Source organism: Halostagnicola sp. A-GB9-2 (genome assembly GCF_030068615.1).
Taxonomy (GTDB): Archaea; Halobacteriota; Halobacteria; order Halobacteriales; family Natrialbaceae; genus Halostagnicola.
In genome coordinates this window covers 13,019-32,071 of sequence record NZ_JASJOC010000019.1, presented here as the reverse complement: position 1 = coordinate 32,071, position 19,053 = coordinate 13,019, and the positions used below count along the sequence as shown (strand labels likewise).

Genomic DNA, 19,053 nt, shown 5'->3' with positions numbered 1-19,053 from the left:
AGTTCGTGTACCCTCCGTACGAAGGTTCAGCGACGCTATTAGACCACTTCAACGGAGACCGGTGTCGGCGAGTTCGACCGGAGGGACTCCTCTCCGTTGGATCGTCTTGTCTACGACCATCCGAGTCGGTTCTGCTCGAGCCGGAGATCGATCGACTCGGCGACGACCAGTCCGTCACCTCCGCGAACGAAGCCTTGACCGAACTCGAGGAGCGATACGGAGTCAGTACGCCGATCCAGGACCGCGTCCAAGAACTGACAAAGCAAGACGACCGCGGGCTCGAAGTCCTTCACACACCCGACGAATCAATGACTGTCGACGAACTGGCTACTGATGGTGATTGTTGACGAGTCGAGAGTCGGATTCGTCGGCAAGAAGTGCCCCATAATTGTCAGGCTGAGCCAATGGAGAGTTTCGGGTCAACGTCGTTCCGGCCAGTTCGGTCGGTTGCCGAGTAACTGAAATATACTCGATGTAATTACAAACACACGTCTGTAAATCACTCATTGTCAAACCATAATATATCAATACAGAGATAGCTTGTGCCGCGGCCAACTCGTCGGAGCCAGGGCACCACTCGTCCGTGGGCTCTCTTTCGGTGCCGGCTCGGTGAGGACCGACTGGCGAAGCGTAGCGAACGAACCGTATTCGTGATCGAATTCGAGTGCGACGGCGCCGTCAGTTACGTCACCTCGCGTATCGCATCGGTCAACTCCGGAACGACCTCGTGAAGGTCGCCGATCACGGCGTAGTCGGCTTTCTGGACGATGGCGGCCTCCGAGTCGGTGTTGATCGCGAGGATCTTGTCGGCACCCTTGCAGCCGACCATGTGCTGGACCGCGCCGCTGATCCCACAGGCGATGTAGATGTCGGGACTGATCTGTGCGCCGGTTAGCCCGATCTGATCGTCGTGGGGCCGCCAGCCCTCGTTGATCGCGGCCCGCGACGCACCGACCGTTCCGCCGAGCAGATCGGCCAACTCCTCGAGTTTGTCGTAGTCCTCCGGGCCACCGACGCCGCGGCCACCGCCGACCACGACACGGGCTTCGCCCAGGGGAATACCCTCCTCGTCTGCCGTCTCGACTCGCTCGACGCGGACCCGGAGATGGGCGTCCTCGAGCGACGGCGTGAACTCGTTGACCGTCGGCTCGGTCGTCGACGCGGCCTCCTCGATCGGGTATTCGTGCTCGGCGGCGGTCACCAGCTTCGTCTCACCCTCGAGGCGGGCGTGCTCGACGAGGCTACCGCCCCAGCGGTCACGGCGCACCTCGTAGCTCTCTCCCGCCCCGGTGACGTCGACGCAGTTGGTGGCCATCGGGGCGTCGAGCGTGGCACCGGCGTGGGCCAGCACTTCGTGCCCACGATCCGTCCCGGCGGCCGCGACCGTGCTCGCGCCCAGATCAGAGACGAGCTGGGCGACGCTTTCACCCCACCCCTCCGGTGCGTAGCCCTCGAGGCGGTCGTGAGTGACGTGGTGAATTTCTTCGATGCCGTACGGGCCGAGCTCGTCTTTCAGGGCGGCCCCCTCGTCACCGAAGACGACGGCGCAAAGCACCGCCTCTTCGTCCGTAGCGAGCTCGCGGGCCATGGTAAGCATCTCGAGGGAGGTCTCTTCGGGAACGCCGCTTTCGTGTTCGACGAATCCGAGGATCATAGTACTTCGATCTCCGACTCGAGTAGTTCGACGATCTCCGGGACAGCATCGGTCCCCTCGCCGAGAACCATGGCGTCGGAGTCGTCCGCTTCGGGAGCCTCCAGGCGGGTTTTCTCGAACGTGCCCGGAGCCTCCGTCCGATCGGGCTCGAGGCGGCCGACCTCCTGGCGACGCGCCTGCATCTTGGCGCGCATCGAGGCGTATCGGGGCTCGTTGATCCCTTCTTTTACCGAGACGACCGCTGGCAGGTCGATCTCGTACACTTCCTCGCCGCCGCCGATCTCGCGTTTCGCGGTCGCCACGCCGTCCTCGACCTCGAGTGATTTGATCCCCGTCACGCAGGGGAGATCGAGTTCGGTCGCGACGCGGACGCCGACCTGGTAGTTGGCCATATCGGCCGACTCGTTCCCGAACAGCAGCAGGTCGAACTCGGCGTCGTCCTCGGGCAGGTCGCGAATGGCGGTCGCGATGGCCGACGCGGTCTCCCGGGGGCCCCACTCCTCGCCGTCAGTCTCGAGCAGCGTCGCCTCGTCGGCCCGCATGGCAAGTCCCGTCCGGAGCTGTTCGGTCGCTTCCTCCGGGCCGAGCGTGAGGACGTGCGTCGAACCGCCATGGGTTTCGACTTGCTGGATGGCTTCCTCGACGGCACACTCCTCGTGCGGGCTCATGGTAAACCCGAGATTACTCGTGTCGATCCGTTGGTTGTCGTCCGTTAGTACGATCTTTGCACCGGTGTTCGGTACCCGTTTGATACAGGCTAGTACGTTCATTGTGTGGATGGGAGGCCGCAGACGGCCTCGGTGTGGTTCGCGTGCTGTGCTAGCTGCGGATCCGTTCGTTCTCCGGATCGAACAGCGGCTCGCTCCCGACGACGTCGACGGTCACGGGGTACTGCTCGCCCATGTACTCGACGTGCAGTCCCTGCCCCTCGTCGGCGTACTCCGGCGGGAGGTACGCCATCAGCAGGTGTTTGCCGACGCTCGGACCGGTTCCCGCGCTCGTGACGTAGGACTCCCGGCCCTCCTCGTCGACGATCACGTCGCCGTCCTCGTTCAGTACCGGCTCGTTGCCGAGCATGAACCGGCGTTCGCCGTCGGACGACGTGTGATCGTCCACCGAGAGGGTACAGAGCGTGGCTGCGTTGTCTTCCTCGAGCGCCTCGGCGTAGGCTTCCTTCCCGATGAAGTTGGCGTCCTTGACGCCGTGGAACGTAAGTCCGGCCTCCGCCGGGGTGTACTCGAGTTCGAGCTCGTGGCCGTGGAGGCGGTACCCCTTCTCCATGCGGCCGGTCGTTCCGTAAACGCCCATGCCGACGGGCCGGATATCGTACTCCTCGCCGGCCTCGGCGATGATATCCCAGAGGCGCTGGCCCTGGCCCATTGATGTGTAGATCTCCCAGCCCCGTTCTCCGACGTAGGAGAGGCGCATCGCCCAGCAGTCGACCTCGCCGATGGTGAGTTCCTGTGCGGTGTACGGCGGGAACGATTCGTGGGATACGTCCTCCTCGACCACGCTATCGACGACCGCACGGGCGTCGGGGCCCCAAACGCCGAGCGTGCACAGCGACTCGGAGCGGTCGATCAGCGTCACGTCCTCGTCCGTGCCGATGTGATCCCCGAACCATGCGCGGTCGCCGCCAGCCGCCGCCCCGCCGGTGATGACCCGGTAGTGTTCGGGACCGAGCCGGGCGATCGTCAGGTCCGAGACGAAGCCGCCGTTCTCGGCGAGAATCGGCGTATAGACCGTCTTCCCGACGTCGACGTCGGTCCGGCCGACGGCCATCCGTTCCATGTAGTCGACGACGTCCGAACCCACGAAGTCGAACTTGCCAAAGCCCATGTCCCCGACCATGGCGACGTTGTCCCGCATGTGCAGATGTTCGGCCAGGATGATCGGCGACCACCACCGCGAGTCCCACTCGTTGGGTCGTTTCAGCCCCTCGAGGTCGTCATCGTAGCGCTCGAGGAGATCCTCGTTGGACTCGAACCACTGCGGCCGTTCCCAGCCGGCGGCTTCGAAGAACCGCGCGCCGAGGGCGTCCTGCCGGTCGTAAAACGGGCTGGTCCGCAGCGGTCGCGAACTCTGCCACTGTTCGGCCGGGTGAACGATACCGTAGATCTTCTGGAACCCCTCGTGGGCGCGGTTCTCGACAAATTTCCTGGAGGTTCCGTACTCGTAGAACCGGTTGACGTCCGAGCCGTGGAGGTCGATGTCCGACCAGCCCCGCGTCATCCACTGGGCGACGGCCTCGCCGATCGCGGGCGCTTCCTTGATCCAGACCGCGGCACACGACCACAGCCCCTCGACGTCCTGAATCGGACCCAGTAGCGGCATTCCGTCCGGGGTGACCGACAGCAACCCGTCGATCTCGTGGCGGATTCCGGCCTCGGGATCGTCGAGCAGTTCCGGAACGATCTCGAGCGCATCGGCCATCGACTGCTCGAACGCGTCGTCGGTCAGCGGCGGCTGTGTCGGCGACAGCGGCGCCTCGTCGATCGAGGGGATGTCCTCGACGTCCCAGAGGATCGGCCGGTGCTGGTAAGAGCCGACCTCGAGGTCGTTACCGTGCTGGCGCTCGTACATCTGGGTGTCCATGTCCCGCACGACGGGGAAGGAAATCTCGCCCTCGTAGTCTTCGAAGAACGAGATCGGTCCGACGCTGACCATCTGGTGGACTGCTGGGGTCAGGGGGATCTCGGCGCCGGCCATCTCGGCGATCTTGGGGCTCCACAGCCCCGCGGCGATCACAACCTCGCCGGCCTCGACCGTCCCGCGGTCAGTTTCGACGGCCTGGATCGCTCCGTTCTCGACGTGCAGATCGATCACCTCGGTGTTCGGCGAGAGCGTCAGACCGCCCTCCATCGCATCGTCCGCCCGCGCCCGCATGACCTCGCCAGCGCGGAGCGGATCGCAGGTTCCGGCACCCTCGCTGTAGAAGCCGCCCTTGATGATGTCCGTATTGACGTACGGCACCATCTCTTCGATCTCCTCGACGGTGAGCAGTCGCCCGGCTTCGCCCCACGATTTGGCCGACTGGACGCGTCGCTCGAGTTCGTCCATCCGCTCGTCGGTCCGGGCCACCTCGATCCCGCCGCTGTTCGTGAACGTGTCCATGTCGTCGTACTGTTCGATGCTCCGGCGAGTGAGGTGGGTCATCTCCTTCGAGTGCTCGACCGGCATCAAGAAGTTCGACGCGTGACCGGTCGAGCCACCCGGATCGGGGAGCGGCCCCTTGTCCATCAACAGGATATCGTCCCGACCCTGTTCTGCGAGGTGATAGGTGAGACTGTTCCCGACGATGCCCGTCCCGATAATGACTGTGTCCGCACTCGACGGGAAGTCGCTGTCGCTCATCGTCGGTCGATACCTCCGTCACGTAGCTGTCCGTTCCTCGAGTCGATCCCTACTCTCGAGTTGGTACCGTACAGTAGCATCTTCGATCGTTTGGTACTACCTCACAGGGTATTAAGCGTCCGCAAACCTGACACCGAACATATACAACGAGCGATTCGAACGCCGATCGATGGTGACAGCCAGTTTGCGAACCGGCCCGTAACAGCCCCGAGCACCAGTCGAGCAGCGTCCGAGGCGACTCACAAGACATCCACAACGTGTCCCTCGTTCTAGAGGTTGTGCCGTTCGACCGATGATTCTGTGGTCGGGCCAGGACGAACGGCACGGCCAATTTCAGTCGGAGCCACAGCGCCGAACGATCGGAGTCCCACGCCGATCCACAGTAACAGCTACCGGTCGGCGACAGTCCGCTCGGCGGTGGCGATCGCGGCGGCGTTCGGAACAATGTCGTGGACACGAACGAGATCGACGCCGCGCTCGGCCGCCAGCGCCGTTGCGACGGCGGTCGGCACGACTCGATCCTCGTCGCGACGCGCCGCGTGCTCGAACATCGAGTTGCGGGAGTGGCCGATCATCAGCGGTGTCCCCAGCGCACGGAACTCCGCGATCCGATCGAGCAACTCGAAGCTCTCGGCGGCAGTCGTTCCGAAGCCGAGCCCAGGGTCGAGCACGAGTCGCGAGCGATCGATCCCCGCGCGCTCGGCGAGGAGCACACGCTCCGTGAGCCGCTCGAGCACGTCGTCGACGACATCGTCGTAGGTGTGCTGTCGACCGGGGTTGACCGGGGCGGAGGGACTGTGCATGAGCACGGCCGGTACCTCCCGTTCGGCAACGATGTGTCGCATCTCTGCGTCCGCGAGCCCGGTGTCGTCGTTGACCATGTCTGCGCCCGCGTCGAGCGCAGCCTCTGCGACCGACGGTTTGTGCGTGTCGATCGAGACCATCGCCTCGAGCCCGCCGAGGCGCTCGAGAACTGGAAGAGTACGCTCACGTTCCGTCTCGGCGGAGGTCGGCTCGGCTCCCGGTCGGGTCGATTCGCCGCCGACGTCGACGACGTTCGCCCCCGCCGCGACCATCTCCTCGGCGCGAGCGACGGCCTCGTCGACCGCGTCGTACTCGTCACTGTCGTGGAAGCTGTCCGGCGTCACGTTCAGGATCCCCATCACCGCCGTCCCCTCGTTCCACGGGTACTCGCCGCTCGAGCCGTCGGCCCCGATGCCGAGCGCGTCGGTCAGCTGTTCGGCCAACCGACGGCCGCCGACCGCCCGCCCGCGCAGTCGGACGACGAGATCCGTAAACTGCGCGAGCGTGCCACCGAGCACGACTTCGACGTGCAGATCCGTCGCACCGATACCGGCGACCGCACAGGTGCCGCCTAGTGACTCCATCAGTGTGCACAGTTCGGACGCCTCCTTCTGGCGGACATGAAACCGAAGCGTTCGGTGGGGAAACCGATCCGCGCGGTCCCGGCGCTCCGAAGCGGGGACGTCCGCACGCCGCATGACTGCTCGAGCGCGTTCTGGGGTGGGCGTCTGGACCGATTGCAGCGTCCGCGTCCACCAGTCGCGGGCTTCCCCGACGACGGAGAGTGATCCGGTCACGAGCACGCAGTCCGACGGCTCAGCCGTCCGGAGTGCCCGATCCAGGGCGACGAGGACCGACCCGAATCGATCGGTCTCGGCGTCCGTCTCGCGGTCGAACGTCTCGGCGAGCACGTCCGTTCCAAGGGCACGGTCGACGTCCGCCGCGGCGAGATAGACCCGGTCGGGATCCGGGAGCATCCGACACATCTCCGGGTAGTCCTTGTCACGTAATGCCCCGAACACGAGGTGGAGGTCGTCGTACTCGAACCGTTCGAGAAGCGTCGCGACTGTCGCACACGCGTCGGGGTTGTGCGCGCCGTCGAGAATCGCGAGTGGCTCGTCGTCCATCACTTCAAACCGGCCCGGCCACCGGACGTTGCGGATCCCCGCCGCAATGTCTCGCTCGGACGTTCCGGCGATCTGTCTGGCGAGCGTGGCGGCGATTCCCGCGTTAACCGCCTGGTGGCGACCGAGTAGCGGCGTTCGGCTCTGGACCTCCCAGTCGGGACCGACCAGTGAGATCGACGACGTCGTCGGCAAAACCATCCCAGTCTCTTCTGCTACCACGTCGATTGTTTCGGCTGATCGACCGGTCGAGTCTCCGTCGCGATCGGATTTCGCGTCGAGGCCGACCCGTACGACGTCGGTCTCCTCTCGGATCGCGTCCAGCGCTGCGCCCGTTGCGCCGGTCACCAGCGGCGCGTCCGCCGGCGCGACCTGGGCCTTGTCGCGAGCGATCTCTTCAACCGTGTCGCCGAGGATGTCGGTGTGCTCGAGGCTGACGGTCGTGACCGCGGCCGCCGCGGGATCGACCACGCTCGTCGCGTCGTAGCGGCCGCCGATGCCGACCTCGAGGACGGCGACGTCGACATCCTCGCGGTCGAAGTGCCAGAAGGCCATGGCGGTGAACACTTCGAAGAACGTCGGCGACGCACCCTCAACGGCCCGGTCGACGACGAAGGGCCAGACGGTCTCGACGAACCGCACCACCTCGTGTTTCGGGATCTTCCGGCCCCCGACCGTGATACGCTCACGCCGGTCGTTCAGGTCGGGAGAGGTGTAACAGCCGACAGTGTGCCCTTCCGCTCGGAAGATTCGGTCGAGAACGCGAGCCGTACTCCCCTTGCCGTTCGATCCGGCGATCTGAACGGCGACCAGGTCCTCGTGTGGATCCCCCAGATTCGAAAGCATCGCAGCGGTCGTTTCCGTCCCCATTTCCGGACGGAGCCGTCGCAGTCGTTCCATCCTGGAGACGGATTCGTGGTACTCCATAACATGGTGGATCACACGCCAGCCAATAAAGTTCCTACTGACCGGTGTCGGCCCACAAGTAGTACATTTTCTTACACGTTCTGCCGTGTGGCTGTGTCCGTTCTGTCGTCAGCTTCCGTCCACGTTCGGACGCCGATTTGAGGACGTAACTCGCGCCAGTCGCCATCCGCAGGCCGCCGCCGGTACCGTGCCACAGAAATACCACGGCTTCCGGCACTCGAGAGGGGACTGAACTACCAAGCACTGTACGACAGCTATCGCCGCGATTCGGCGCGCCACCCACGTCGTATCCGGAACGTTATAAGTGTGTTAACACTTAACACCAGGCGCGGAAACGTATCTGTACATGACAGCCTCTGAGGAAACCGACCAGTCGATACCGACCGACTACGAAATTGCACAGTCCGCTGAGACGAGCCACATCGCCGACGTCGTCGAGCCGTTCGGGCTTATGCGGGACGACCTGCAACTGTTCGGCAAACACAAAGCAAAGGTCACACTCGAGGCGATCGAGCGGATCCACGAGGAACGATCGGCTGACGGCAAGCTCGTTCTGGTCACCGGGATGACCCCAACGCCGCTGGGCGAGGGCAAGACGGTGACGACGGTCGGGCTCGGACAGGCGTTCAATCAGATCGACAAGGACGCGCTCATCGCGATCCGCGAACCGTCGCTGGGTCCCGTCTTCGGGGTCAAAGGTGGCGCTGCAGGCGGCGGGTACTCCCAGGTACTCCCGATGGAGGACATCAACCTCCACTTCACCGGCGACCTCCACGCGCTCACGTCGGCGCACAACCTCATCGCGACGATGCTCGACAACCACATCAAACACGGGAACGAACTCGACATCGCGGTCAACTGGGTCAACTGGCCGCGTGCGATCGACATGAACGATCGCGTGCTCCGCGAGACCGTGATCGGTCTCGGTGGTGACGTCACCGGCGTCCCTCGCCAGGACGGGTTCATCCTGACGGCCGCGTCGGAACTGATGGCCGTCCTCTGTCTCGCCGACGGGATCGACGATCTCAAGGAACGGCTGGCTCGCATCATCGTCGCCTACGACGAGAGCGGCGACCCGGTTACCGCAGACGACATCGGCGCGACGGGTCCCGCTGCGATCCTGCTGAAAGACGCGTTGAAACCAAACGTCGTCCAGACGATCGAGGGCACGCCCGCGTTCGTCCACGGCGGCCCGTTCGCGAACATCGCCCACGGGACCAACTCGCTGATCGCAGACGGGGTCGCCGCCCACCTCTCCGACTATCTCATCACCGAGGCCGGCTTCGGCTCCGATCTGGGCGCCGAGAAGTTCATGAACATCGTCTGCCGGTTCGGTGAGATGGAACCCGACGCGGTGACGCTCGTCGCGTCGGTGCGAGCACTGAAGTACCACGGCCAAGAGATGTGGCCGCCCGACCTCGACGAACTCGAGGCAGAAGACGTGGACGCGGTTCGCAACGGGTTCGAGAACCTCGACAAACACGTTGCCAACCTCCAGCAGTTCGGCGTTCCGGTCGTCGTCGCCCTCAACCGCTTCCCGGACGATTCCGACGCGGAGGTCGACGCGGTCGTCGGCCACTGTGAGAACGAACTCGAGGTCAGGGTCGCCGAGTCGAACGTCTTCACCGACGGTGGAGAGGGTGGGATCGACCTCGCCGAGAGCCTAGTCGAGGCTGCAGAGTCCGAATCGACGTTCGAACCGCTCTATGACGTCGACGCGTCGATCAAATCGAAGATCGAAACCGTCGCCACCGAAATCTACGGTGCCGACGCCGTCGAGTACCACAGCGACGCCGAAGACGACATCGAGCGGCTCACGAACCTTGGCTTCGACGAGGTCCCGATCTGTGTGTCGAAGACGTTCCACTCGCTCAGTGACGACGCGAGTCGCAAGGGTGCGCCCGACGACTGGACGCTCGAGGTAAACGAAATCTACCCCTCGGCGGGTGCCGGTTTCCTCGTGGTGCTCACCGCCGACGTCCTCACGCTGCCCGGCCTTCCTGCCGAACCTGCTGCCGCCGGGATGGATCTTCACTCCGATGGGGACGTCTCCGGGCTCTTCTGACCCGGACAGCGGGCTCGAGATGCGTCTCCGGATCGAGAACCTGCGGACACGCGGTCGCTACGGATACCACTCCCATCGGTTCTAGCTCTCCAGTCGGTCGTCGTCTTCGGCTGGTCTATTCCCGGTCGTCGTCTTCAGCTTCTCTAGCCAGCTTCACGCGTGCAGTACCGACGATCGATCTCCGACCGCGTTCGTGTCTGTAGAACGTTCCGACGAGGCCGACCAGGGCGATCAGGACGACCAGGGCGAACGGGCCGCCGGTCAACACGGCCATCGCCTGCAGGACTTCGGCGCTACCGGTGACGAGCACCGAGATGGCGACGAGTCCCTGAAATATTCCCCAAAAAATGATCGCGCCAGTCGTCGGTGCGAATTCGCGTCTCGTCGCCAGCACCGCTACGACGAGTGTAGACGTGTCGGCGGAAGTCGCCATGAAGACGACGATCAACGCGAGAAAGAGGAACATGAAGAGCTGGCTTATCGCGAGTGCCTCGAAGACCGGGAAGCCAGCGACGGCCTCGGCGCCGCCGTAGGCATCGATCGCTGCGAGGACGTCCACAGCGCTCGTCTGCTGGAGGTGAAGCGAGGTCGAACCCAACAGGAGAAACCAGACCATCGTCGCCAATGCGGTCGCGACAAAGCCCGTCAGGACGACCGTTCGGATCCGCCGGCCACGAGAGAGGGCGGCCAGGAAGAGGCCGGCGAACGGAGCCCAGGAGAACCACCACGCCCAGTTCCAGATCGTCCAGTCAGCGACCCACGGGTCGGCGACCAATCCGTTCCCCAGATGGAGGGTCATCGGGACCGCGTTGACGGCGTAGCTCCCAATCGCTCGCGAGGAACTCTCGACGACGACCGTTCGCGGTGCGACGGCGAAAAACAACACCACAAACAGGCCGAACAGGACGAGGTTGACGGCCGCGATCCGTCTGATTCCCCGGTGGACGCCGCTCTGTGCCGATACGACGAAGACGAACGTCAACCCGGCGACAAAGAGTACCGATCCAACGGTACCGAACGCCACATCCCACTGGAATTGGATCCCGGTGAGGAACTGCTCGCCAACGAGCGCGATGGAGGTGGCGATCCCGCCGATCGTCGCGAAGATTGCAAGCAGGTCGACGATCCGACACCACACCGAGTCGAGGTTTTCCACGCCGAGAAACGGCGTCAGGATCGTCGAAACCCGTAACGGTGCTCCCCGCTGGTAGACGTAGTAGGCGATCGGCACGCCGACGGCGATATAGGCGCTCCAGGCCCAGAAGCCCCAATGGAACAGTGCGTAGGTGAGTGCCGCCCCGGCTGCCGCCTCCGACTGTGGTTCGGCGTCGAAGTACGGCGGTGGCGTCTCGTAGTGAAACAGCGCCTCGGCTGGCCCCCAAAAAACGATTCCGGCGGCGATGCCGGCTGTGAAGAACATGGTAAAGTAGACGGGGTAGGTGTACGCCGGTTCGGCGTCGGGACCACCGAGTTTTACCGTTCCCCACGGCCCCACCAACAGGTACAGAGAGAACACCACCGCGAGCAGCATGACCGCGACGAACAGCCAGCCTCCGTACGTGGTGACGGCCCGCTGTGTGGCACCGACGGTGGCGATCGTTCCTGACGGCACCAGCAACTGCCCGAGAAAAAAGAGGGCGAACGCAGCGACCGGAACCCCAAACGTAACTGGATCCTGGCGGGAGAGAAATCCCCTGACGGTGCCAGTCAGCCCGAGCCGACGGACCCGGAGCAGAAACTCCGGATCAAGCTCGCTCATGCTTTCGTCACTCTCGGCCGGCAACACGGCGAGGTATGCCAACCCCGACCCGAAGAAGACGAGCGAGATGACGAGCCAGATTCGCCCGGAGATCGTTTCCCCCACGAGTTCGGGGAAGAAAAAACCCAACACGACGACGGCCCCCGAGAGGACACAGAGCGGAGCCAGCAGCTTCCGAAGCACCCGTTCGGCTGGGCTGACTCCCTGAAGCCCCATAAGAAGGAATGACCTCCCGTTCCATTATAAATACCCCAGTCAGTCGGGTCAAGTGGACTCCCGTTACGGAATGGATACGGGGGGCCCAGTCCTCGTTCTGGCCCGCGCGTGGATTTCCCGCCCGAACGCCAGCTACCGGACAGTCGGACCGGTCCCGTTCGAACGGCCGTGTCGTGTCCGCTTCAGTCCGAATCCTCGTCAAGATTCTCGAACAGTGACTCGGCGGACGCCTCCTCGAGGATCGATCGACCGAGGAGTCGGCCACCGATCTCCATCGGGCTGATGACCTCGTCTGCGCCGACCTCCTCGAACTTGTCGACGTGCTGTCGGTCGTTCGCCGCGGCGACGATGCGGACCTCCGGATTCGACTTCCGCGCCGCGAGGACGGCCAGCACGTCGTTGGCGTCGTCCCGCGTCGCGACGACCACGCCAGAAGCGTCGTCGATCTTGGCGTCGGAAAGCGTCTCCTCGTGGGTCGGATCGTCGGTGAGGACGTTGACGTCTCGATCGTTCAACGTGGAGGCCTCGTCGGCGTCCAGCGTGACGACCACGACGTCGACTTGGTCAGCGAGTTCGTCAAGCAGTGATTCCGTGATGTCGCTGTAGCCGAGGACCAGCACGTGGTCATCGAGCAGGGTGAGTTCTGACAGTGTCATGGTTCCGAATGCCGCGGCCATTCGCTTCTCGATCGCCGGCACGACCAGCGACCCAATCGCGACCGTAAACGCGCCGGTCCCAAAGAGGATAACCGACACCGAAAACCACTTCGCCCCGGTCGTCAGCGGGGTGATGTCGCCGTAGCCGACGGTCGCGATGGTGACGACAACGTAATAAAGCGAGTCACTCCAGGTATCGATCTCGCTAAACTGGTCTTGGAGGGCATACGAGCCGATGGTGCCGTACAGGACGACACCCACGATCGAGGAGAGTGAGGCGATCTGGAGCGAAGAGAGTTCAATCCGCCGGTCGAACGCGCCCCGGTTGGTGAACAAGAGCGGGAGCGTCACGAGGATCGAAAGCAGGAGGGGAACGTCAGTAGTCTGGAGCGTCGTCAGGGCCAATAGCGTAACCAGCGCCAGAACGGCAAGCGTGAGGTACCACGCGAGACGCTTTCGGCGCTGCAGGCCGAAGACGAGTCCCGCAAGAACGAACGCGATTAGAACGCCCGTAAACTGCACGAAGCCCGGGTCGACTGGAATGGCCGCCGCCAGGGGACCGTCGTAGGTCACGTTCGGCTGGCTAAGATTCGACAGTCCGGTAACGAACGTGAGGACGGCGACGAAACCGGTCAACAGCACCGCCGTCTTCGCCCCGGAGAACTCGTCCCAGTAGACGAGCCGGATCCTCTCGGAGTGATAGAACAGGCGCTCGAGAGCGGGCTCCGACGAATCTGGGGTATCGGACACGACCGCTTGACGATACGGGAGCGGGATATATAATTGGTGTCGAACCAGGCTCTGCGCTCCGACTCGCTCCGCCCGGGAACCGCAATCAGATCGTGAAATGTGTTAACAGAGGTAAGGATTATACGAGATACCCCCGATACTACAGACGGGGACGAGTACAAATGTACGATAACGTTCTGATCGCGACTGACGGCAGCGACAAGGCCGAGGGTTGCGTCGACCACGGTCTCGACATTGCCGAGGCGATGGATGCGAAGGTACACGCGCTGTACGTGGTCGAGACCAAAGCCAGCTACATCCTGACCGTCGGTCTCTCCGACGAGGAGCTAGAGTCCTACAGAGAATACGGCGAGGATGCCGTCACCGAAGTGATCGAGAGCGCCTCCGTGCGAGACCTCGGCGGGGAAGGCGTGGTCAGGACCGGGCGCCCATCCGAGGAGATCGTCGACTACGCCGAGGGAAACGACATCGACGCCATCATCATGGGCAAACAGGGTCACGGGGCAATCGAGAGGCACCTCGGGAGTACCGCGGAGAAAGTCATGCGGATGGCCGAGACACCAGTGACGGTCGTCGCCGGGGATTGACGAGCGAGCGCGGAGAGGATGGACGCCGGTTCCACGCATCGATTCCGAGGACGCCCCGACGACCCCGCGTGCGCTTTCGAACCGTTACAATTGATATGCTCCCCCTCGAAGAGGGGACAGAACGTATGCACTGGAGCCCCCGGACGTACCTCCGACTCTTCCTTCTCGTTGGCGGGACACTCCTCCTTGCCAATGGGATCCTCGGCGGTGAGCTGCTGGAGATTGCCATCGGGGCCGCCGCGGTGGGTCTCGGCGGCGTCGGCCTGGCCTCCGAGTGGCGGGAGTCGTCGGTCTGACGACACGTATAAGTCCCATCCTCACAGTTGTTCTCACATGTCCGGACGCGTCGCGACTGTTTCCACGATTCTCGCGGTGGTACTAGCCATCGCGAGCCTCCTCCTTCTTCTGGCAGGCCGTCACTTTTTCGCCGGCGTACTGTTGACGTTCGTCGCGTTCTCCATCTATCTCAGGGAGACCAACACGGACTGAACCGATTGGCGCGTGACACACCCCCGGGAGACAAACTATTTTGTACAGCCCTACGAAGACTCAGACAGTAGCACGGTTATGCTAGACAAGATACTGATTGCGACGGACGGCAGCGACAGGGTGTCGAAAGCGATCGAACACGGGCTAGATCTCGCGGAGGTGTTCGACGCGGAGGTACACGTGATCTACGTCATCGAGACGGAGGCGTCGTACATCCTCACAGTCGGGGTGAGCGAGTCGGAAATGGAAGAGTATCGACAGTACGGCGAGGACGTCGTTACCGACGTGGTAGAGCAAATCGAGGGACGAGGTCTCGATGGCGTCGGCGCGGTCACAACCGGAAAGGTCGCACAGGAAATCGTCGACTACGCCGAACAAGAAGATATCGACACCGTCGTCATGGCCGAGCGTGGCCGCGGTACGCTCGAGAAGTACCTCGGATCCAGCACGGAGAAGGTCGTGCGGATGTGTCCGAAACCGGTCACCGTCGTTCGCTCCTAGGTCCGCACCCGGTCGGTTCGGATTCCCCCGTGCCAGGATCGTCACGGCGTCCGAGCGATAGTCTGCCGTGTCGACGTAAGCGGACGTCAGTCGTCACTGACGTCGATAACTCTGTCCTCTCTGGTCCTGACGTGGGTAACGAGGTCACCGGTCTGGCTCGTGACGACGATCTCCTCTTCCTCCTCGAGATCGTCTATCAACTCGGTGAACTCGTCGGACTGGAGGAGCCTGTACTCCCGCCTGAGACCGATCATCACGGCGTAGATCATGAACAGCAGAATAACGGTGAACGGGAGTCCGCTGGCGATGGCGGCCGCCTGGAGTGCCTCGACGGCCGCGTCGCCGCCGGCGATCAGCAACGTGGCGGCGACTAGCCCCTCTGATGCGGCCCAGAAGACGCGGCCGGCTGGCGGCGTCTCGTGTTTGCCGCCGGTGCTCAGGTGTTCGAGAACGAGCGATCCCGAGTCCGAGGAGGTCACGAAGAACGTCGTCACCAGGATGATCGCGAGCAGGGACAGGAGCACCGTTCCCGGCATCAGATCGAACATCGCGAACATCGCGACCTCTTCACCGACCTCGAACACCGGTCCGCTGATCGCCCCTTCCGTCGCCTCGTTCAGTTCGAAGCTGAGGGCACTCCCGCCCATCGCCGCGAACCAGGCGAAGGAGAATACGACGGGGATCAAGAGCACTCCACCGACGAACTCCCGGATGGAGCGGCCCTTCGAGATTCGGGCGATGAACATCCCGACAAACGGCGACCAGGAAATCCACCAAGCCCAGTAGAACACCGTCCAGTCGACGAGGAAGGCACCCTCACCCTCGCCGCCCGAGCCGTAGTACTCCGAACCCTGGAAGTAGTGGTTGTCGAACGAGTTGCCGAAGAAGGACAGCTCGAAGAAGTTGCCGAGGTAGCCGCCGATGCCCTGTGGCAACGCACCGAGGATGAACAGCGTCGGCCCGAGGACGAACACCGACGCCAGAAGAATCATCATCAGCGTGAGGTTCAGGTTGCTGAGCCGTCGGATCCCCTTGTCGAGGCCGAGGTAGACCGAGACGATCGCCATCCCCGTGACGACTCCGATGATGGCGACTGCAACCCAGATCGAGTCGGGCACTGCGGGGAACGCGCCCACCTCCTGGCCAACGAACGTCAGCCCCGCATTGATCTGCAATGCGCCTAACCCGAGAGAGGTCACGAGGCCGAACAGCGTCGCGAAGATGGTGAAGATGTCGATGAGGTGTCCCGGCCAGCCGTAGATCCGATCACCGAGCACCGGGTAGAACACCGACCGGAAAGTCAGTGGCAGCCCGCGATTGTACGAGAAGAACGCCAGGCTGAGCGCGACCAACGCGTAGATCGCCCACGGGTGAAAGCCCCAGTGGAACAGCGACACCGCAAGCGCCACTTCGCCGGCACCCTCGGTTCCCGCCTCGGCACCCAGGTGCGGGTCGAAGAGGTGAAACACCGGTTCGGCGACACCGAAGAACATGAGGCCGATCCCCATACCCGCGCTGAACAGCATCGCGACCCACGAGATGTCGCTGAACTCCTTCTCGCCGTCGACGCCGCCGAGTCGTATCGAGCCGTACCTGCTTATCGCAAGATAGACCATGAAGATAATGAAAATGTTAGCGGCCAGGATGAACAGCCAGTCGAAGTAATCGGACACTGCGACTCGAGTGTCCTGATACATCGTCCCCGCCTGATCCGGGAACACGAGCGAGAGAGCAATAAAGAGGATGATCAACCCTCCCGCGATGAGAAATACGGGTGGGTTGATGTCGAACCCGTATCCTCGCCAGTTCTTGTCGCCCGGTTCTCGGTCCGTCTCCGCGTAGAACAGACCTTCCTGTATTCCGCGTTTGTCTTCGTCTGCCATAGTTACCCTCCGTGTTCGTCCTGTCGTGTTTTGTCCGTTCGAGGCCGTCCGTCGGTCGTTTCGAAGCGGTCAGTCGTAGCATCACGCTCGACCCAGTCGATCGTACTGACCATCTCCAACCGCCTGGTCCGACCTCCACTCATCGTGCGAATGCGTATCGAGTGGTATTCATTACCAATCCCATTACTTCGATTCCATGCATTTCCGTATATAGTTTTGGTAAATATACCGATATTTTACGAGAAATCGTATCGTCAGGCAGTTAATTACGACCATCTCCGGTTCAAAATCCGACATCGCGAGCGTCGGATAGCACTCTCAAAATCGGGCGAAGATGGAACCAAGCCGGTACGGCGTGGCGAGAAACGAAACGACGAACATCACGACGGCGAGTCCGAACGAGACGGCCGCGAGTCCGACGAGAAACGGCGCCAATCCCGTCCAGAAGGGAATCATCAGCGTGATCACCGACATCGAAACCACGACGACCATCAAAAACACCATCGAGACGCGAAGCCCCATCTGTCGCGGATTGAACCCGCACCTGGGACACCCTTCTTCGCCCCCCTCGAGCCCGCAGCCACACCGTTTGCAATGGGGCACCCCACCAGTGAACGGACGCATATACTAACTTCTCGCTGAAACAATAAAAAGGCGTACCCCGTCTCTGGACTCGAGTAATCAAAAGCGTGATCGGTTCCTCTAGCGACTGCGACGGAGCAGTCCGGCGACAAACTGCACGAGGTAATTCGGCTCCTCGGACACGTTCGGCATGGCAGGCATATAGTTAACGAGTTCTTCTGTCGACGTTTCGTCGGATTTCCTTTCCGTTCTCATTCACTCAGACATTTGAACTACCGGGGATTAAGAATTGCGAATTTATCTTTGGTAACCAGCAAATACGTTCATTCCCTCTAACCGGACGGATTCGGTTAGTTCACCACGTCGACCTCGTACCCGTGGTCAGCGATCGCCTCGATGATCTTTCGGGCGTGTTCCGCACCGCTGGTTTCGACCTGGAAGATCAGGTAGGCCTCGCCGACGTCCAGGTCCTCGAGGACACGGTCGTGGCGGACGGTCTGGATGTTGGCACCGTGGTCGGCGATAACCCCGGAGAGCTCCGCCATCTTTCCGGGTCGGTCGTCGATGTGTACCCGCAATCGCAGGATCTGCTCGCGGTGAGTCAGTGCGTGGATGAGTATCGCGCGGAGCATCGTCATGTCGAGGTTGCCGCCACAGAGCAGCGGCATTATGCGCTCGCCGTCGACGTCGACCGCGTCGCTTCGGATCGCTGCAACTGCGGCGGCGCCAGCCCCTTCCACCAACTGTTTCGCTCGCTCCAGCAGAACCAGTACGGCTTCGGCGATCTCGCCGTTCGTCACCGTGACGACCTCGTCGACGTGTCGCTCCATAATCGACAGCGTCAGCTCGGAGATGCCGCCCGTTGCGATTCCGTCCGCGATTGTATCGACCGTGTCGAGCGTTTGTGGGACACCCTTGTCCAGGCTGTCGGAGACGGTCGCCGCCTCCGCCGCCTGGACGCCAACGATCCGCGTCTCGGGGCTGCGTTCGGCGAACGCGGTTGCGATCCCGCTGATCAGACCGCCGCCGCCGATCGGCACGACGACGGTGTCGACCTCGGGAACGTCTTCGACCATCTCGAGTCCGAGCGTTCCCTGGCCGGCGACGATCGCCGGGTCGTCGAACGCGTGGACGAACTCGGCCTCCGATTCCCCAGCTAACTCGCGCGCGAAGTTCGTCGCCTCCTGGAAGTCCTTTCCGACGAGTTCGACGGTCCCGCCGTAGCCGCGCGTGGCGTCGATCTTCGTCTGAGGAGCGGTCGTCGGCATGACGATCGTCGAATCGACGCCGAGCTTCGTCGCGGCGAGGGCGACGCCCTGTGCGTGATTTCCGGCGCTCGCCGCGACGACCCGCTCGAGTTCCCCCTCCTCCAGACAGCGCTGGATCTTGTTGTACGCCCCGCGGGTCTTGAACGAGCCAGTCCACTGGAGGTGCTCGAGTTTGAGCATGACCTCCGTGGCGCCGGTCATTGCCTCGAGCGACGTGTTCCGCTCGACTGGTGTCCGCTTGACGATCGACGGATCGTCGAGTCGCTCACGGGCCGCTTCGACGTCAGCGAACGTGACGGGAAGTTCGTCTCGGCTCATCGTCGTCTCACGGGAGTTTGATCTGCTCGAGGCCGTCGATACAGTCGCGGAGGGCGTCCTGAATTCGGTTCGCCACCGCGTCGCCGTCGATGACGTGGGTCACGGAAACTCACCGT

Annotated in this window: 14 protein-coding genes and 1 pseudogene; 6 read left to right on the top strand and 9 right to left on the bottom strand. The window is 63.0% G+C overall.

The features are described from left to right. Nucleotides 1–134: 134 nt before the first annotated feature. A pseudogene (locus QNM96_RS23010) lies at nucleotides 135–335 on the top strand (hypothetical protein); the annotation flags it as partial. A 347-nt stretch (nucleotides 336–682) separates the two neighbouring features. On the opposite strand, the gene QNM96_RS22005 reads toward QNM96_RS23010, so the two are convergent. From QNM96_RS22005 to folP, 4 genes are all read right to left on the bottom strand, one after another. Continuing rightward, nucleotides 683–1,654 (bottom strand): electron transfer flavoprotein subunit alpha/FixB family protein, encoded by a 972-nt coding sequence (locus tag QNM96_RS22005; protein WP_283838954.1) that lies wholly within the window; start codon nucleotides 1,652–1,654, stop codon nucleotides 683–685. Beyond that, nucleotides 1,651–2,424 carry an electron transfer flavoprotein subunit beta/FixA family protein gene (locus tag QNM96_RS22000; protein WP_283838953.1) on the bottom strand — a complete coding sequence of 258 codons (774 nt, stop codon included), beginning with the start codon at nucleotides 2,422–2,424 and terminating at the stop codon, nucleotides 1,651–1,653. The genes QNM96_RS22005 and QNM96_RS22000 overlap by 4 nt, the downstream gene beginning before the upstream one ends. Before the next feature lie 49 nt (nucleotides 2,425–2,473). Continuing rightward, the gene (locus QNM96_RS21995; RefSeq protein ID WP_283838952.1) at nucleotides 2,474–5,008 is read right to left on the bottom strand and encodes an FAD-dependent oxidoreductase; all 2,535 of its coding nucleotides are present in this window, start codon (nucleotides 5,006–5,008) and stop codon (nucleotides 2,474–2,476) included. 389 nt (nucleotides 5,009–5,397) lie between these two features. Continuing rightward, nucleotides 5,398–7,863, bottom strand: coding sequence for a dihydropteroate synthase (gene folP / locus QNM96_RS21990; RefSeq protein ID WP_283838951.1), 2,466 nt, complete (start codon nucleotides 7,861–7,863; stop codon nucleotides 5,398–5,400). A gap of 346 nt (nucleotides 7,864–8,209) precedes the next feature. Between folP and QNM96_RS21985 the strand changes: the two genes are divergently transcribed. After that, a complete protein-coding gene (locus tag QNM96_RS21985) occupies nucleotides 8,210–9,928 on the top strand; it encodes a formate--tetrahydrofolate ligase (protein ID WP_283838950.1) in 1,719 nt (572 codons plus the stop codon). A 115-nt stretch (nucleotides 9,929–10,043) separates the two neighbouring features. Here the strand turns inward: QNM96_RS21985 and QNM96_RS21980 are convergent, their stop codons facing one another. Together QNM96_RS21980 and QNM96_RS21975 are read right to left on the bottom strand one after the other, a co-directional pair. Further along, nucleotides 10,044–11,903: a BCCT family transporter gene (locus tag QNM96_RS21980; RefSeq protein WP_283838949.1), complete on the bottom strand. Its 1,860-nt coding sequence runs from the start codon at nucleotides 11,901–11,903 to the stop codon at nucleotides 10,044–10,046. Between the two features lie 182 nt (nucleotides 11,904–12,085). Further along, a complete protein-coding gene (locus QNM96_RS21975; RefSeq protein WP_283838948.1) occupies nucleotides 12,086–13,309 on the bottom strand; it encodes an NAD-binding protein in 1,224 nt (407 codons plus the stop codon). A 161-nt stretch (nucleotides 13,310–13,470) separates the two neighbouring features. Between QNM96_RS21975 and QNM96_RS21970 the strand changes: the two genes are divergently transcribed. From QNM96_RS21970 to QNM96_RS21955, 4 genes are all read left to right on the top strand, one after another. After that, nucleotides 13,471–13,896, top strand: a complete 426-nt coding sequence (locus QNM96_RS21970; protein WP_283838947.1) for a universal stress protein — start codon at nucleotides 13,471–13,473, stop codon at nucleotides 13,894–13,896. Nucleotides 13,897–14,021: 125 nt separating this feature from the next. Continuing rightward, the gene (locus QNM96_RS21965; RefSeq protein WP_283838946.1) at nucleotides 14,022–14,192 is read left to right on the top strand and encodes a hypothetical protein; all 171 of its coding nucleotides are present in this window, start codon (nucleotides 14,022–14,024) and stop codon (nucleotides 14,190–14,192) included. A gap of 37 nt (nucleotides 14,193–14,229) precedes the next feature. After that, nucleotides 14,230–14,385: a hypothetical protein gene (locus tag QNM96_RS21960; protein WP_283838945.1), complete on the top strand. Its 156-nt coding sequence runs from the start codon at nucleotides 14,230–14,232 to the stop codon at nucleotides 14,383–14,385. 78 nt (nucleotides 14,386–14,463) lie between these two features. Beyond that, nucleotides 14,464–14,886 (top strand): universal stress protein, encoded by a 423-nt coding sequence (locus tag QNM96_RS21955; protein WP_283838944.1) that lies wholly within the window; start codon nucleotides 14,464–14,466, stop codon nucleotides 14,884–14,886. An 86-nt stretch (nucleotides 14,887–14,972) separates the two neighbouring features. Here the strand turns inward: QNM96_RS21955 and QNM96_RS21950 are convergent, their stop codons facing one another. The 3 genes from QNM96_RS21950 to ilvA all read right to left on the bottom strand — a co-directional run bounded on the left by QNM96_RS21950 (nucleotide 14,973) and on the right by ilvA (nucleotide 18,937). Next, entirely contained in the window at nucleotides 14,973–16,769 is a 1,797-nt protein-coding gene (locus QNM96_RS21950; protein WP_283838943.1) for a BCCT family transporter, read from the bottom strand. 318 nt (nucleotides 16,770–17,087) lie between these two features. Continuing rightward, nucleotides 17,088–17,393, bottom strand: a complete 306-nt coding sequence (locus QNM96_RS21945; protein ID WP_283838942.1) for a hypothetical protein — start codon at nucleotides 17,391–17,393, stop codon at nucleotides 17,088–17,090. Between the two features lie 308 nt (nucleotides 17,394–17,701). After that, a complete protein-coding gene (ilvA, locus tag QNM96_RS21940) occupies nucleotides 17,702–18,937 on the bottom strand; it encodes a threonine ammonia-lyase (protein ID WP_283838941.1) in 1,236 nt (411 codons plus the stop codon). Nucleotides 18,938–19,053 lie beyond the last annotated feature (116 nt).